The sequence below is a fragment of the Neisseria sp. P0019.S002 genome (assembly GCF_051957155.1).
Classification (GTDB): Bacteria; Pseudomonadota; Gammaproteobacteria; order Burkholderiales; family Neisseriaceae; genus Neisseria; species Neisseria perflava.
Window position 1 is genome coordinate 27,465 of record NZ_JBQCWS010000008.1, and the last position, 14,329, is coordinate 41,793.

Here is a 14,329-nt window from a genome sequence, read left to right on the forward strand (position 1 = left end):
TTTTAATGGAAAAGGCCGTCTGAAAGAAACCTTATTCAGACGGCCTTTATCTTATTAATCCAGCTGCGCTACGGAAACCGGCAAAGAGCGGATAGTAGACAACATCGTGCTGGCATCTTTTTGCTGTTTGCGGAACGCGGCCATATTGGTCGGGGTCAACTTCGGCGTCGGCAGGGCGACGGTAGTCGGGTTGACCGGCTGGCCGTTGATGCGTGCTTCATAGTGCAGGTGCGGACCGGTCGAACGGCCGGTTGTACCGACAAAACCAATCACTTCGCCGGCACGGACTCTGCCGTCGGCAGGGCTGAACGCGCTCATGTGGCCGTACAGGGTTTCCACACCATTGGCATGGCGAATCATCACGGTATTGCCGTAACCACCTTTCCAACCTTTGAAAATCACTTCACCGTCGGCAGCGGCCTTAATAGGCGTACCGGTCGGCGCGGCATAATCGATACCGGTGTGCATACGGACGGTATGCAGAACCGGGTGGACACGGTAGCCGAACGGGGAAGAAATGCGCGTGTATGCAACAGGCTCGGTATTAAAGCCTTCTTTTTGTTGCAGGGACTTACCGTTTTGGTCGTAGTAGCTACCGCTTTCTTCGTCGCCTTTGCCTTGGCTGTAATAATAGGCTTGGTAGGTTTTGCCGTCTTTAACCACTTCAGCCGCCAAAATATCGCCGACCGCCATTTGCTGGCCGCGGAAATACATACTGTTGTACAAAAGACGCACGGTATCGCCTTCGCCCAAGTCGCTCATATTGAACGAATCGGCAAAGATTTCTTTGAGCTGGATATACACTTCGGAAGGAATTTCGGCACGGAGCATATCGCCGATGGCGGAAGTGCGGATTTGCACGGAACGCAGGGTCGGCATGGTTTTCATGTCGATTTCGGCATTGGAAATGCGCCATTTACCCTTAACTTTTTCCAAAGCCACCAAGTTGCGTTCCAATTCTTCATCGGTAAAGAATTGAACATCGGTCACTTGGCCTGAAGAATCAATGCGGATGTTGACGGATTGGTTGGTCCGCAGGTTTTTCATGTCGAGGTTGGCATTGTTTTTCGCCATGATTTGCTTGATGTCTTCTTGGTTGACACCCATGCGCGTCAAAACGTCTGCCAAAGAGTCGCCGGCTTGGACGGCTTCTTGCGCCCAATAGCTGGATTGATAGGTATTGGTTTCCACATAAACGGCTGGCAGCTCTTCGGAAATACGCTCGACTTTGAAATCGGTTTGTGCAGGTTGAGGGTCGGTAATAGCGTATGCGGTCATGATGCCTGAAGCCGGCAGCAGAAACGCTAAGAGGGTTGCTTTGAATCGAGTGGAATATTTGTTTTTAATCACGCGTTATCCTTAATGGGGCGGTCTGTTTTTTGAGGTTTGCAGAATGCCGGCACATCCGGCCTGCTGCGACCGCCTGCTGGTTTAAACAGTTTTGGGGATAAAGGACTTTGAGTCTTTTTTCCGATCTGAAAATCAGGTTTTCATTCGGAATGAATGAGGTCGTGTTTGAGATTGACGTTATTATCAGGGCTATTGTGTTGATTTACACCCTGTTTTTCTGAAATTTACGCCACGCATTTTAACATGACAGCCCGTTTTTTCCAAACCGGCCGTCTGAACGGCTCTTTTTCAGGGCGTGAGGGCAAGGTTCCGAAACGCATCATTTGTCGCGTAAAATAACGGTTTTTCTATCTATTTGCGCTTATGAAGCTGACCCTCGCCCTCCCCTCGCTCAACCGCTTTGCCGACGAATCCGTCCCTGCGCTTGTCTTACCTGCTTTTAACCGTCTTTTGCGTTACGGCATATTACGCAAAGAAACACTCAGGCCGTCTGAATTTTACGGCCGCCATTTGTGGAACGGCAGCCTCATTACCCAAGTGCAACGTTTACGCCACACAAGCCAAAAACGCGCGGCCGCTTTTGCCTCTCCGGTTTGGCAACAAATGGGCATGCACCATGTCAACATTATCAGCGGCGAGTTTATCGGCATCCAAAAAGAAGAGGCTCAACGGTTATGTGCGGATTTGTCGGCGTTTTATCAAGATAAAGATTGGCAGTTCGAGCCGCTTTGCGAAAGCATGTGGCTGCTCAGTATGCCGACGATAGAAGATTGGGGTGCGGAATGTGTTTTGGATGTGTGCGGGCAGCCGGAAATGGACGGTCAGGCGCACGGCAAAGATGCGGTGTCTTGGTTGGCCATGCAGACGGAAATCCAAATGTTTCTCCACACGCATCCGATTAACCAAGCACGCGAACAACAAGGCTTGCCGGAAATCAACGGTTTGTGGCTGTGGAATGATGCGGACGGTACACAGTCTGCGGATATCGTCGCCTCAGACAGCGCATGGGCGCGTTTTTCGGATACGCCCAAACTCGATGCACCATACGATTTGAAGGCTTGGTTTGAGATGGTTCAAGAAACAGGCAACACGGTTTCAGACGGCCTTATCTTTTTGGACGACTTGGTTTCCACCTTACAGACGGGCGATGTTTGGGCATACAAAGATATTTTGGAAAGCTGGGAAACCCGTTGGTTTGCACCTTTATGGGACGCACTCGCTTCAGGCCGTCTGAAAACCGTGTGCATTGCCACAGACGGCGAAAACGGCGACACGCTGGAAATCGGCCGCCGTTCCAAATGGGCATTTTGGCGCAAAGCTAAAACGTTTAACGGATCGTGGTAAGCGGTTTTAAGCCTCCAACGCCTCCAGTTTGGCCGAAATTTTATCCCACACATCCTGCAACGGAATCGCTTTCAACAAACGTGTCGGATCGTTGGTATCGATGCTGTCGGGGTGAGGCAGTTCGGCATAATCGCCGGCATAAATGACTTCCGCCTGCTCGGAATACGGACGCCATTTATCCACCCATGACGCGCCAAACAAAGCGATTTGCGGTTTATCCAAAGCTGCGGCTATGTGCATCGGTGCGGAATCGACACCGACAAACAGTTTGGCGCCCTCAATGGCCGCCGCCAATTCACGCAGGCTCAAGCATCCGGACAACACATATACTTTTCTGCCTTCCGGAATATTCAGACGGCCTATAATTTCCTGAAGCATGTATTGTTCGACAGTGTCGGGAGAAGCGGTCAATACGACATTCTGCCCGCTGTTGAGCAGAAGCTGTACGATGGCGGCGTTTTTTCCGTCTTCCCAACATTTGAAATGCCAACGCGCCCCCGGGTGCAGCAACACATAATCTTCGCCGTTCCAACCCTGCTCACGCAATTTCTGCCGCATGCTTTCCCTTGCATCTTGTGCCACCCAAAGGCGCACTTTCGCATCGGCTACGTCTTCCGGCTGGATAAGCGGCGCAAGGATATTCAATTGGTTTTCAACGATATGATGGCTGGGATCAAGCTCATGGTTGATAAAATCATGACAGAAACGCCACCAAAAACCGTCGCGCTTGATGCAGTCAAAACCCACGCTGCAACGGGCGCACAGTTTGGCGATTATTGCCGCGCGCCATTGGTCGGACAGGTTGAAAGCCCAGTCGTAATCGCGCGCCTTCAGCTTTGAAAAAAGGTTTTTCTCACACGCCAACTGCTTGAATACGCCCAGCTTCTTCCAATTTCGATCAATGGTCAAAATCTGCGCAATCTGCGGATTATCGGCAATCAGCTGCTCCGTACCGGCATACACCAGCATATCGATTTCGCAATCGGGGAAACGGGTTTTCAGCGCATCGACCACCGGCGTGCTCAAAAGCACATCGCCATGATGGCGCAATTTGATGATCAGAATACGTTTGGGTTGGGCTAAAGACATACAAAACTTTCAGACGGCCTGTTGATTGGCTGCTATTGTAAAGCGGAAAACAGGTTTCATAAAATACAAAACAGGCCGTCTGAAAGCTATCCTGCTGATTCATCGCTATAAAATCCGCACAAGCCATGCAATTTATATTACAATCCGCACCCCGTGGTTCGAAAACCTCCCACATTAAAAAACTAAGGAAACCTCATGTCCCGCAACAACGAAGAGCTGCAAGGCATCTCCCTTTTGGGTAACCAGAAAACCCAATACCCGAGCGAATACGCGCCTGAAATTTTGGAAGCGTTCGACAACAAACATCCCGACAACGACTATTTCGTCAAATTCGTCTGCCCCGAGTTCACCAGCCTCTGCCCGATGACCGGCCAGCCCGACTTTGCCACCATCTACATCCGCTACATCCCCCATATCAAAATGGTGGAAAGCAAATCACTGAAACTCTATCTCTTCAGCTTCCGTAACCACGGCGACTTCCATGAAGACTGCGTCAACATCATCATGAAAGACCTCATCGCCCTGATGGATCCGAAATACATCGAAGTATTCGGCGAATTCACACCGCGCGGCGGCATCGCCATTCATCCGTTTGCCAACTACGGCAAAGCAGGCACAGAGTTTGAAGCTTTGGCACGCAAACGCCTGTTTAAACACGATGCACAATAATCCTATTCAGACGGCCTAACCGCCCTTTTTATTGCAAGACTTTCTCTATTGCACAGTCTCGCAAGGCCTCATGCCGTCTGAAAAACTTCCGAAAGATTCCCATGTACGAATTTACTGCCGCACAGCAGAAGAAAGCACTCTTCTGGCTGGTGCTTTTCCATATTTTTATTATTGCCGCCAGCAACTATCTGGTACAGTTCCCCTTTCAAATTTTCAGTATCTTTACCACTTGGGGCGCATTTTCCTTTCCCTTTATCTTCCTCGCTACCGACCTGACCGTGCGCATTTTCGGCGCACCATTGGCAAGACGGATTATTTTTTGGGTGATGTTCCCCGCCCTGCTACTCTCTTACGTCTTCTCCGTCCTCTTTCATGACGGCAACTGGACAGGCTGGGCATCTTTGGCCGAATTTAACACCTTCGTCGGCCGTATCGCATTGGCCAGCTTTTCCGCCTATGCGCTTGGGCAAATCCTCGATATTTTCGTGTTCAACAGATTACGCCGTCTGAAATCATGGTGGATTGCCCCCACTGCTTCCACCGTTGTCGGCAACGCTTTGGACACGCTGGTGTTTTTTGCCATTGCCTTTTATGCGAGCAACGATGAATTTATGGCGGCAAACTGGCAGGGCATCGCATTTGTCGATTATCTATTCAAACTCGCCATCTGCACCCTCTTCTTCCTGCCTGCATACGGCATCGTATTAAGCATCTTGACCAAAAAGCTGACTTCCTTAAACGTCCGTCAAGAAATGCCCGAATCGGTTTTAGCCAAATAAACAGCAGATAAAAAAAGGCCGTCTGAAACTTTAATCGTTCAGACGGCCTTTTATGTTTTAAACAATTAACCGGTCAATTGTTTGGTAATCAGTTTTTTCAGCGGCGGGAAGTTATTGCTTGCACGCAATACCAAACCGCGCAGCAGTTTCGCTGGAGCAGTTTCATTGGTAAAGAGTTTCAGCAGCATATTGGTGCCGTGGTAAATCGGATGGGCGTGGAGCATATGCTTGGTGCTGTATTTTTCCAGCAGGCTCTTCGCACCAATATCCTGACCGTGTTGCTCGGCTTCGAGAACCAATTTGGCCAAAAGATCGGCACTTGCCAGACCCAAGTTGAAACCGTGCGCAGTAACCGGATGCATACCGACCGCAGCATCGCCGATCAACGCGCTGCGTTTGCCGTAGAAACGTTGGGCAATCATGCCGACCAAAGGATAATTGTGAATGGTGCTGACCAATTCCATATCGCCCAAACGGCCTTTGAGTTGCTCTTTCACGCTGGCCGCCAATTCTTCCGGCGACATGTTTTTAATCGTTTCGGCCTTATCGCTGTCCACCGTAATCACTGTATTGGTCAAATGCTCTTCCAAAGGCAGCAACGCAATGGTGCGGCCGTAGTGGAAACATTCATATGCGGTATGCAGGTTGGACAGAGTATGCTTCATGCGGCACACAAACATAGTGCGGCTGTAATCGTGCATATCGGAAGAAATGCCTAATTGACGGCGCGTTTGCGAGAAGCGGCTATCAGCGGCCAACAACAAACGGCCGGTCAATACTTCGCCGCTTTCCAAAATAACTTGCGCCTCATCGTCAGAAGTTTTGACTTCTTTAACATTGGTGCCGGTCAGAATTTTCACGTTGTCCAATTTGGACACGACTTCATAAGCGGCTTTGCGGATATTGTGATTGGAGATCAAATAGCCCAAGCAGTCCGCAGGCTCGCCGCGCGCCTGAGTCGGTTGCGGGAAGTGGAGCTGGTAATCGGAATGGCCGTTCAACACTTTGGCATCGCGCAAAGGATAAATTTCGTCTTTTGGAATCAAATCCCACATCCCCAATCGCTGCATGATTTCGCGCGACAAGTGCGTCAGTGCGATTTCACGGCCGTCATACGGCGGATTTTGCAACACTTCTAAAGGACTTCTTTCAATCAGGGTTATGTTCAACCCGCTTCCGGCCAACTCTGCGGCAAAACTTAATCCGGCAGGGCCTGCGCCGACGACGAGAATATCACTGTGTAAGCTCATGGGAGGAATTCCTTGTATTCAACTGATACGGATTTTTTCAGACGGCCTTAAGTTTACTGTGTTTAGCTACATGAGGGTAAATCAAAGGCATTTGATAGATTATATAGAAAGAGTCGATAGAATAAAACAAAGACTATCGATTGTAAGCGCGTTTTTACTTTGGCCTTAATATAAATCAAGCTTTACGACATACGGATTTTATCAAACAGACAAAACAGTCTGACAAACAAAAACCGCATTCCGAAAGGAATGCGGCTTTCAATCGTAAAACGATTATTCTTCAGAACCGGTGTAAGGACGGATGCTGACGGTTTTACGGTTCAGCGCGCCTTTAGTTTTGAATTCAACGTAACCGTCGACTTTAGCAAACAAAGTGTGGTCTTTGCCCATGCCTACGTTGTCACCTGCGTGGAATTTAGTACCACGTTGACGAACGATGATAGAGCCTGCCGGAATCAGCTCGTTGCCGTAGGCTTTAACGCCCAAGCGTTTAGCTTCTGAATCGCGACCGTTGCGGGTGCTACCGCCTGCTTTTTTACTTGCCATTTGTAATACTCCTGAACTTACTTGAAATTAGGCGATTGCCACGATTTCGATTTGGGTGAAATTTTGGCGATGGCCTTGGCGTTTTTGGTAGTGTTTGCGACGACGCATTTTGAAAATGCGTACTTTCTCGCCACGACCATGAGCAACGACTTTAGCTGTTACTTTTGCGCCTTCGATAAAAGGTGCGCCTACTTTTACAGATTCGCCGTCAGCAATCATCAAAACTTCAGTCAGTTCGATTTGGCTGTCGAGTTCGGCTGGTATCTGTTCTACTTTCAATTTTTCGCCAACGGAAACTTTGTATTGTTTACCGCCGGTTTTTACGACCGCGTACATACTCAACTCCATGAGAATTAGGTTAACATTCCGCACACCATGTGCGAAACGAGCTATTCTATTTCTATTTGCCTGTTTTGTCAAAATTTATTTTATTTACAAGTGAAAAGGCCGTCTGAAAGATATGTTGCATGCTTTTTAACTGATATAATCACGCGCTGGATTGCTGATATCTTTATGCAACATTATTACCCCGACCGAATGTACGGGTTTAAACAGATTCATTGGAGCCCCCGCTCCGTTTTATCAACAGAGAATGTTTTATGCTCGAAAACCTGCCTTACTTCCAACGCCACCTGCCCGATGACCTTGCCAAAGTTAATGCGGTCATCAACCAAGCTGTTCAATCCGATGTTGCGCTGATTTCGCAAATCGGCACATACATCATTAGCGCGGGCGGTAAGCGCCTGCGTCCGATTATTACCATTTTGGCAGGCAAAGCAGTCGGGCATGACGATGAAAAGCTGTACTCGCTGGCAGCGATGGTGGAATTCATCCACACCTCCACCCTCCTACACGACGATGTCGTCGATGAAAGCGATTTGCGCCGCGGCCGTAAAACGGCAAACAACCTCTTCGGCAACGCGGCGGCTGTTTTGGTCGGCGACTTCCTCTATACACGCGCCTTCCAACTGATGGTCGGTTCGGGCAGCATGCGTATCTTGGAAGTGATGGCAGATGCGACCAACATCATCGCCGAAGGCGAAGTCATGCAGCTGATGAACATCGGCAATACGGATATTACCGAAGAGCAATACGTCCAAGTTATCCAATACAAAACAGCAAAACTGTTTGAAGCGGCCGCACAAGTCGGCGCAATTTTGGGCAAGGCTTCCCCCGAATACGAGCAAGCCTTGAAAGACTACGGCATGTACGTCGGTACGGCTTTCCAAATCATTGACGATGTATTGGACTATTCAGGCGAAACCGAAGAAATCGGCAAAAACGTCGGCGACGATTTAGCAGAAGGCAAACCTACCCTGCCATTGATTTACCTGATGCGAAACGGCTCCGAGAAAGCAGCAAACGATGTGCGCCACGCTTTGGAAAATGCCGACCGCAGCTATTTTGAAAAAATCCACGACTATGTCGTCAACTCCGACGCTTTGCCGTATTCGATTTCCGAGGCGAAAAAAGCCGTCGACAAAGCCATCGCTTCATTGAACGTGTTGCCTGACAGCGAAGTCAAAGAAGCCATGATCCAACTGGCAAAAGAATCCTTGGCCAGAGTATCTTAATCCGATGAATTTCAGCTTTGTCCCTTTGTTTCTGGTTACGCTGATTTTTTTGGGCGTCGTCAGCAACAACAACTCGATTACGATTTCGGCAGCGGTATTGCTGCTCATGCAGCAGACGGCCTTGTCGCAATATCTTCCCTTGGTGGAAAAACACGGTTTGCATCTGGGCATCATCCTACTGACCATCGGTGTATTGAGCCCGCTGGTTTCCGGTAAAATCCAGATTCCGCCGGTTTCCGAGTTTATCAATTTCAAAATGATTGCCGCCGTCCTTATCGGCATTTTGGTTGCCTGGCTTGCCGGACGCGGCGTTCCATTGATGAGCGAACAGCCTGTTTTGGTAACCGGATTATTAATCGGCACGGTTATCGGCGTTGCCTTCGTCGGCGGCATTCCGGTCGGCCCTTTGATTGCCGCCGGCTTATTGTCTTTTTTTGCCGGAAAGGTTTAAAATCCCCTCCTTTACCGCCTCGCCATAGTTCAACGGATAGAACGTATGCCTCCTAAGCGTAAAATACAGGTTCGATTCCTGTTGGCGAGGCCATAATTTCAATAAAAGCCTTTCATATTCTGAAAGGCTTTTTTATTATCAATAATAAAGGCCGTCTGAAACTTTTCAGACGGCCTTCTCATTTCGCCAAACCGTTAACCCGGACGACCATCCGAACGCGGACGGATCAACCAAGGAATATATTTCCATGCGTACAACAGCAAAGAAGCGGCAAACAAAGCGGCAGAGCAACGGATACTGTGCGTGTATGCCGTACCGTTCACAAAGGTTGCCAAAACACGGACAACCGTTGCGGCTATCATCAACCAAAAGGCAACAGGAACCACTTTAGGCGGCGGATAAATAGAGTTGCCGGTATGGCCAAGCGCAGTTCGCGCCATCATACCCAAAGTCAGCACGCCGATACCGCCAACGCCGATAAGGTGTACACCCAAATTCAGGAAACTTGGAACCCGATAAGAAATGCCGACAGCAATCAAACCCAAGCCTGTAAACAGATAACCTGCAAACAAAATCCAAAGCATAGGCTCTTTTAGTACGGCTTTATACCACCAGCGGTACACCTGCACGGTAAAAATCACACCGGCAGCCAGAGCAAACAACGCAGCCAGTCCCGGCAAAATGTTATGCGCCATCAGCATGGCGGTCAGCATAGGCAGCCAAAGCGATGCGTGTGCTACCCATTGAGGGCTGGGAATTTGCGGCACGTTCAGGCGTTTGGACGTAAAGAACGAGATAATCCGCATACCGATCAAACCGATAAATCCGGCCACCATAATCAAACCGGATTGCAAACCGGTCATCAGCGCAATGGCATCAAACGGCTGCACTTTCAGATGGAAGGCGAAATGGGTGCCACCCAAAACAAAAATAGCGAACACGGCAACATAGTTGCGCTTATTTTGAGAACGAATTACCGGCAAAGCCATGCATACCGCGCCATACCAGAAAAAGATCGTACCGAATATGCCGCTTGCCGTTACCCCCCAACCAGGAATAAACATACAAATGCGGGCCAATAGCCAAAATGCGGTCAAACCGGCCAACGCCTTACCGCGTGTCGGCGGCTGGCCTGTCCAAGTCGCCACGGCCGTCAATAAGAATGCAATGACAACCAATCCGGCATAGCCCCAAATCATTTCATGGGCATGCCAATAAAAACCCGGCAATTCAGGCGTACCCTGATAGCCGAAGCCCCAAAGCAGTATAGACAATGCGCCATACAAAGCCGCCAACGAATAAAACGGGCGGAAGGCCATTGCCCATACAGGATGTTTGAACAAATCGGTCATGGTGGTTCCTTCAATTTTTATATCATCATAAAACAGCAACAGAGGCCGTCTGAAACTTTTCAGACGGCCATCGACTCCTTTCCCTGTTACGCATTTTCAGGCAAAGGCAAAAAAGGTTCAATCGCAGGGAAAAGCTCGCGTTCCTCAAAGCGCGCATGATCGCGCAAAGTTACCGCAAAATCCTTATTCCATGATTCATTCATATATTCAGGATGAGCCATCATCGCACGCAACTTGGCATGATCGCATTCAAAACGCTGCCTCAACGCCGGATCAACCTTATCCCAATACGGCGCGAACATGGTTTCCTCCTCCAAAAAATGTGGCTCAAGCTCCACAAAATGAGGCTCCAGCTCCGCCTGATGGCTTTGCTCCGGCGTACGCAGGAGACGGACACACAACGACAGCGAGCCATGATGCTCGCGGGAAAGTTCTATTAAGGCAGGGTGGCGTTTCAAGGGCTTCATAAGTTCGTTATAATGGCAACAGTTTGTCAAACTGGATTAATTCAAATGTTTCAGATATTATGAAACCCAATCCTACATAAAGTCAAACAACCCCTTACCAAACACAACCCTTTTGACATATAAGAAAAATATTCAAAGAGCCAGCCATGTATCTGACCCAACATACCGATTACGGATTGCGCGTATTGGTTTATACCGCCATTAACGATGACACCCTCGTCAATATCAGCACCATTGCCGAAACTTACAATATTTCCAAAAGCCATTTGATGAAAGTGGTTACCTCATTAGTCAAAGGCGGATTTCTGGTCAGCGTGCGTGGCAAAGGCGGCGGTTTGCGCTTGGCAGATGTTCCTGAAAAAATCAACATCGGCGCAGTCGTGCGCCATCTTGAGCCGATGCAGGTTGTCGAATGCATGGGCGATAACAACGAATGCCTCATCACCCCATCCTGCCGACTGACCGGCATCATTACCGGTGCCATCAAAGCCTTCTTCAACCATTTAGATCAATACTCCCTGCAAGATCTTTTGGACAAACCAACCTACGACATACTCTATACCCCGCGTATCCCCATCAACGAAATACGCAGAATGGTTGATTAAACTTTCAGGCCGTCTGAAAAACAGTCCAGCTATATTGAAATAATCATCAGCCTCTCAATATAGGGGCATGCGGTATTACTCGGAAAAATAAAAAATGCCGTCTGAAATTAGGATTCTCAGACGGCATTGCTAATTTTAAAATAATAGAAAGATATCAACCAGAGCAAGCAAAAAGTAACTGTTCGCCATTTACTTATTCCCTAGTCAAAAAGTACGCCAAGTATCTTCCCAATCAACGTAACGGTCTTTTTTCAATACAAAATTGGGAACGTTATATACCAATCCCGGCTCAGGCGGCTGATAATCAAAATCAAGCTCACCATCAATGATTATAGGTGTAACAATGGGATAAGCCAGTTCCGGCCTGAAAAAAGCATTACCTAAATGCTCTTTAACCTTTTCCCTTACAGCTTGCACCTCGTCGAAATTGGTTAACACATCTCCTAAAGTTTCAGAAAGCTGAATATAAACCGCATCATCTGAAAGCTGCTCAACATGGTAGGCAGGGGCAGAAAGTAGTTTGTCCATACCGAACAAATCACTGTATGCTTTACCAAACACCACACCCCAATACATATCAGGCAGGCAATGGATAAGCTCACAGGTTGCGGCTTGAAACCAATCTATGCCTCCAAACCCATACATATAATAGTCTTGTTTAGGTTGGCGGCTTTCAAAAGGTTCAAACACATCGCCTTCAGATGGCTTTGTGCACTCACTTTAATCAGACCAAAATAGGCTGCCCGGGCATAGCGGAACTTACGGTGCAGCGTACCGAAGCTTTGTTCGACTACATAACGTGTTTTCGATAGATGTCGGTTGCGTTTGGTTTGCGCTTCCGTCAGCGGATGTTTGCGGTGGGCTTTGCGCATAATGCCGTCCAGCAACTGATGCTCTTCCAGATGCTGCCGGTTTTCCTCACTGTCATAGCCTTTGTCGGCATAGACGGTCGTACCTTCGCTTAGGCCTTCCAATAAAGGCGACAGGTGTTTGCACTCATGGGCATTGGCGGGGGTAATGTGCAGTTTCTCGATATAGCCTTCCGCATCGGTACGGGTATGTTGTTTGTAACTGAGTCTGTATAACCCGTTTTTCTTTGTCCAGCGGGCATCTTTATCTTTACTCGGTGTGGTTTGGCCGCTGATTTGTCCTTCCTCATCGACTTCTATGGCCTGGCGCTGTTTGCTGCCGGCGGTCTGAATAATGGTGGCGTCAACGACGGCGGCGGATGCTTTCTCTACTTTTAGGCCTTTTTCGGTCAATTGGCGGTTAATCAGTTTGAGCAATTCGGACAGGGTGTTGTCTTGCGCCAGCCAGTTGCGGTAGCGGCATAAGGTGCTGTAATCGGGGATGCTCAGTTCGTCAAAACGGCAAAACAGGTTGAAATCGATGCGGGTGATGAGGCTGTGTTCCAGTTCGGGATCGGAGAGGCTGTGCCATTGTCCGAGCAGGACGGCTTTGAACATGGACAACAGGGGATAGGTAGGACGACCGCGGTGGTCTCGGAGGTAACGGGTTTTTTGACGATTCAGGTACTGTTCGATCGGTTACCAATCAATCACCTGATCCAACTTCAATAGCGGGAAACGGTCGATGTGTTTGGCGATCATGGCTTGGGCGGTTTGCTGGAAGAAGGTGCTCATGAGAAATCCCCTAAATGTCTTGATGGGAATTTAGGGGATTTTGGGGAATTTTGCAAAGGTCTCAGTCAGTTTATTTTATAAGCCGAACCGTAAGCTATTTTCCATCTTTAACCATGAATAGACCTCAACTTCATCATAATTTGTGCCTGCAATAGCAACTTCCAGAAAATCAATAATTCTACCTGCTTTATTCAAAGACTCTGTAGTATATAGCAGGAAAGTCGCTGCATCTGACTTATCCGGTGCAGTGATGTCTCCTTCAAAAAAAATAGGGATATTTTCGTATTTATTTAGATTAGTTCTTTCTAAATTTACCTGAAAATCAATGTAGCACCCACATCCTGTATTATCTCTAGATACTATTATTGAATTTTCTATTTGCTCTATTAAATATTCCTTCCATATCATATTGTTTTCAATAATTCTACATAAAAAAGCCTTCTCATATTCAGATAAACAAAACTGGTTCATATATTCTACCCTTACATTTTCAAAATAGTTGCAATACGAGATACTCCATTATTGACATATACGCGAACAATTACCGTTATACCATTGACCATTACAGTAACTGGATAATTTTCTGTTTTTGTCAGTTTTAAAGCATCCACTGCCTTTTGCGTCGCTACAAAGGCATTTTCCATGGAGCCTGATTTTTGAATCAATGCATTACCGATGCTTCCTTGATGCCCCTTAAAGACGTGATGAACTTTATTTAGCCAATCTACGCCGTATCTTTCAGCCAATAGTCGAGAATTACTTTCACCTATTTTTTCCATCGAAGCTAAAATCCTTTGAGCATAGGCAGCCTCAGCTTTTGAAAAATTTACTTCGCCCAACAAAAGCCGTAATTCCTGAATATCTCCTCGTAAAATTGCATTTCTTACTCCCGCTTCTAATGTGTTTTGTGGCTGAAAGAGGGAATTATTCTCTACCGCCACAGCAGCCGCATTCGCCGCTACATTCACATCCCCCTTAAACAATGCCGCCACACTGCCTGCAATAATCCGCGAGTACCCGATGATTTTTTGGCGATCTTTACTTACATCACGCCCTTTCAACATTTCCTCTGCAACCATTTCCCCAACAGCTGCACCGATTGCACCATCACGACACTTGCCTTGTCGTGCCGCAGCAGCAGCTGCACAGCCTGCTACAGCATGGGCGATTTTGTGAGCAATATAGTTTTCGCTGAAATTAACTTTGATCT

General features: G+C 47.9%; 16 protein-coding genes, 1 tRNA gene, 1 pseudogene and 1 riboswitch. Of the genes and pseudogenes, 7 read left to right on the plus strand and 11 right to left on the minus strand.

Annotated features, from left to right (window positions below; all coding sequences use genetic code 11):
• Positions 1-54: 54 nt before the first annotated feature.
• Positions 55-1,350, minus strand: coding sequence for a M23 family metallopeptidase (locus ACTHTY_RS10430; protein ID WP_440367538.1), 1,296 nt, complete (start codon positions 1,348-1,350; stop codon positions 55-57).
• Positions 1,351-1,713: 363 nt separating this feature from the next.
• On the opposite strand from ACTHTY_RS10430, the gene ACTHTY_RS10435 reads away from it, so the two are divergent.
• On the plus strand, positions 1,714-2,694 hold the full coding sequence (locus ACTHTY_RS10435) for a hypothetical protein (RefSeq protein WP_440367540.1): 981 nt from the start codon (positions 1,714-1,716) through the stop codon (positions 2,692-2,694).
• Positions 2,695-2,700: 6 nt separating this feature from the next.
• Here the strand turns inward: ACTHTY_RS10435 and rfaQ are convergent, their stop codons facing one another.
• Complete coding sequence (rfaQ, locus tag ACTHTY_RS10440) at positions 2,701-3,783, minus strand: putative lipopolysaccharide heptosyltransferase III (RefSeq protein WP_440367542.1); 1,083 nt, start codon at positions 3,781-3,783, stop codon at positions 2,701-2,703.
• 147 nt (positions 3,784-3,930) lie between these two features.
• Positions 3,931-3,975: riboswitch (PreQ1 riboswitch) on the plus strand.
• A gap of 3 nt (positions 3,976-3,978) precedes the next feature.
• Between rfaQ and queF the strand changes: the two genes are divergently transcribed.
• Both queF and ACTHTY_RS10450 read left to right on the plus strand, forming a co-directional pair.
• Entirely contained in the window at positions 3,979-4,452 is a 474-nt protein-coding gene (queF, locus tag ACTHTY_RS10445; protein WP_254322376.1) for a preQ(1) synthase, read from the plus strand.
• A gap of 101 nt (positions 4,453-4,553) precedes the next feature.
• Entirely contained in the window at positions 4,554-5,231 is a 678-nt protein-coding gene (locus ACTHTY_RS10450) for a 7-cyano-7-deazaguanine/7-aminomethyl-7-deazaguanine transporter (RefSeq protein ID WP_371492739.1), read from the plus strand.
• Between the two features lie 65 nt (positions 5,232-5,296).
• Here the strand turns inward: ACTHTY_RS10450 and ubiM are convergent, their stop codons facing one another.
• The 3 genes from ubiM to rplU all read right to left on the minus strand — a co-directional run bounded on the left by ubiM (position 5,297) and on the right by rplU (position 7,363).
• Positions 5,297-6,481, minus strand: a complete 1,185-nt coding sequence (gene ubiM, locus ACTHTY_RS10455; RefSeq protein WP_308882062.1) for a 5-demethoxyubiquinol-8 5-hydroxylase UbiM — start codon at positions 6,479-6,481, stop codon at positions 5,297-5,299.
• A 273-nt stretch (positions 6,482-6,754) separates the two neighbouring features.
• Entirely contained in the window at positions 6,755-7,027 is a 273-nt protein-coding gene (gene rpmA / locus ACTHTY_RS10460) for a 50S ribosomal protein L27 (protein WP_002212328.1), read from the minus strand.
• 27 nt (positions 7,028-7,054) lie between these two features.
• The gene (gene rplU / locus ACTHTY_RS10465; RefSeq protein ID WP_002216394.1) at positions 7,055-7,363 is read right to left on the minus strand and encodes a 50S ribosomal protein L21; all 309 of its coding nucleotides are present in this window, start codon (positions 7,361-7,363) and stop codon (positions 7,055-7,057) included.
• A gap of 263 nt (positions 7,364-7,626) precedes the next feature.
• Here rplU and ispB point away from each other — a divergent pair, with 263 nt between their 5' ends.
• From ispB to ACTHTY_RS10480, 3 genes are all read left to right on the plus strand, one after another.
• Complete coding sequence (ispB, locus tag ACTHTY_RS10470; protein ID WP_440367544.1) at positions 7,627-8,601, plus strand: octaprenyl diphosphate synthase; 975 nt, start codon at positions 7,627-7,629, stop codon at positions 8,599-8,601.
• Between the two features lie 4 nt (positions 8,602-8,605).
• Entirely contained in the window at positions 8,606-9,052 is a 447-nt protein-coding gene (locus tag ACTHTY_RS10475; protein ID WP_004518807.1) for a DUF441 domain-containing protein, read from the plus strand.
• 18 nt (positions 9,053-9,070) lie between these two features.
• Positions 9,071-9,145 (plus strand) — tRNA-Arg (locus ACTHTY_RS10480).
• A 101-nt stretch (positions 9,146-9,246) separates the two neighbouring features.
• Here the strand turns inward: ACTHTY_RS10480 and ACTHTY_RS10485 are convergent.
• Positions 9,247-10,404: an NnrS family protein gene (locus ACTHTY_RS10485; RefSeq protein WP_371492736.1), complete on the minus strand. Its 1,158-nt coding sequence runs from the start codon at positions 10,402-10,404 to the stop codon at positions 9,247-9,249.
• Positions 10,405-10,490: 86 nt separating this feature from the next.
• A complete protein-coding gene (locus ACTHTY_RS10490; protein WP_440367546.1) occupies positions 10,491-10,871 on the minus strand; it encodes a hemerythrin domain-containing protein in 381 nt (126 codons plus the stop codon).
• Between the two features lie 146 nt (positions 10,872-11,017).
• On the opposite strand from ACTHTY_RS10490, the gene ACTHTY_RS10495 reads away from it, so the two are divergent.
• Positions 11,018-11,476, plus strand: a complete 459-nt coding sequence (locus tag ACTHTY_RS10495) for an RrF2 family transcriptional regulator (protein ID WP_049328858.1) — start codon at positions 11,018-11,020, stop codon at positions 11,474-11,476.
• Positions 11,477-11,680: 204 nt separating this feature from the next.
• Here the strand turns inward: ACTHTY_RS10495 and ACTHTY_RS10500 are convergent, their stop codons facing one another.
• The 4 genes and pseudogenes from ACTHTY_RS10500 to ACTHTY_RS10515 form a co-directional block, all read right to left on the minus strand.
• Positions 11,681-12,121, minus strand: coding sequence for a hypothetical protein (locus tag ACTHTY_RS10500; RefSeq protein ID WP_440367547.1), 441 nt, complete (start codon positions 12,119-12,121; stop codon positions 11,681-11,683).
• Positions 12,100-13,119 (minus strand): annotated as a pseudogene (locus tag ACTHTY_RS10505) (IS5 family transposase). Before ACTHTY_RS10505 ends, ACTHTY_RS10500 begins: the two are co-directional and overlap by 22 nt.
• Positions 13,120-13,194: 75 nt before the next feature.
• Positions 13,195-13,590 carry a hypothetical protein gene (locus tag ACTHTY_RS10510; protein ID WP_002236084.1) on the minus strand — a complete coding sequence of 132 codons (396 nt, stop codon included), beginning with the start codon at positions 13,588-13,590 and terminating at the stop codon, positions 13,195-13,197.
• 11 nt (positions 13,591-13,601) lie between these two features.
• The coding region (locus ACTHTY_RS10515) for a VENN motif pre-toxin domain-containing protein (protein WP_440367549.1) at positions 13,602-14,329 on the minus strand (728 nt) is incomplete at its 5' end.

Excerpts from the sequence above, each read along its gene's own strand:
- ACTHTY_RS10450 (WP_371492739.1), top strand. The coding sequence starts at position 4,554 with ATGTACGAATTTACTGCCGCACAGCAGAAGAAAGCACTCTTCTGGCTG.
- rplU (WP_002216394.1), bottom strand. The coding sequence starts at position 7,363 with ATGTACGCGGTCGTAAAAACCGGCGGTAAACAATACAAAGTTTCCGTT.
- ACTHTY_RS10510 (WP_002236084.1), bottom strand. The coding sequence starts at position 13,590 with ATGAACCAGTTTTGTTTATCTGAATATGAGAAGGCTTTTTTATGTAGA.
- ACTHTY_RS10475 (WP_004518807.1), top strand. The coding sequence starts at position 8,606 with ATGAATTTCAGCTTTGTCCCTTTGTTTCTGGTTACGCTGATTTTTTTG.
- rpmA (WP_002212328.1), bottom strand. The coding sequence starts at position 7,027 with ATGGCAAGTAAAAAAGCAGGCGGTAGCACCCGCAACGGTCGCGATTCA.
- ubiM (WP_308882062.1), bottom strand. The coding sequence starts at position 6,481 with ATGAGCTTACACAGTGATATTCTCGTCGTCGGCGCAGGCCCTGCCGGA.
- ACTHTY_RS10495 (WP_049328858.1), top strand. The coding sequence starts at position 11,018 with ATGTATCTGACCCAACATACCGATTACGGATTGCGCGTATTGGTTTAT.
- ACTHTY_RS10435 (WP_440367540.1), top strand. The coding sequence starts at position 1,714 with ATGAAGCTGACCCTCGCCCTCCCCTCGCTCAACCGCTTTGCCGACGAA.
- ACTHTY_RS10500 (WP_440367547.1), bottom strand. The coding sequence starts at position 12,121 with ATGTATGGGTTTGGAGGCATAGATTGGTTTCAAGCCGCAACCTGTGAG.
- ispB (WP_440367544.1), top strand. The coding sequence starts at position 7,627 with ATGCTCGAAAACCTGCCTTACTTCCAACGCCACCTGCCCGATGACCTT.
- ACTHTY_RS10485 (WP_371492736.1), bottom strand. The coding sequence starts at position 10,404 with ATGACCGATTTGTTCAAACATCCTGTATGGGCAATGGCCTTCCGCCCG.
- rfaQ (WP_440367542.1), bottom strand. The coding sequence starts at position 3,783 with ATGTCTTTAGCCCAACCCAAACGTATTCTGATCATCAAATTGCGCCAT.
- queF (WP_254322376.1), top strand. The coding sequence starts at position 3,979 with ATGTCCCGCAACAACGAAGAGCTGCAAGGCATCTCCCTTTTGGGTAAC.
- ACTHTY_RS10490 (WP_440367546.1), bottom strand. The coding sequence starts at position 10,871 with ATGAAGCCCTTGAAACGCCACCCTGCCTTAATAGAACTTTCCCGCGAG.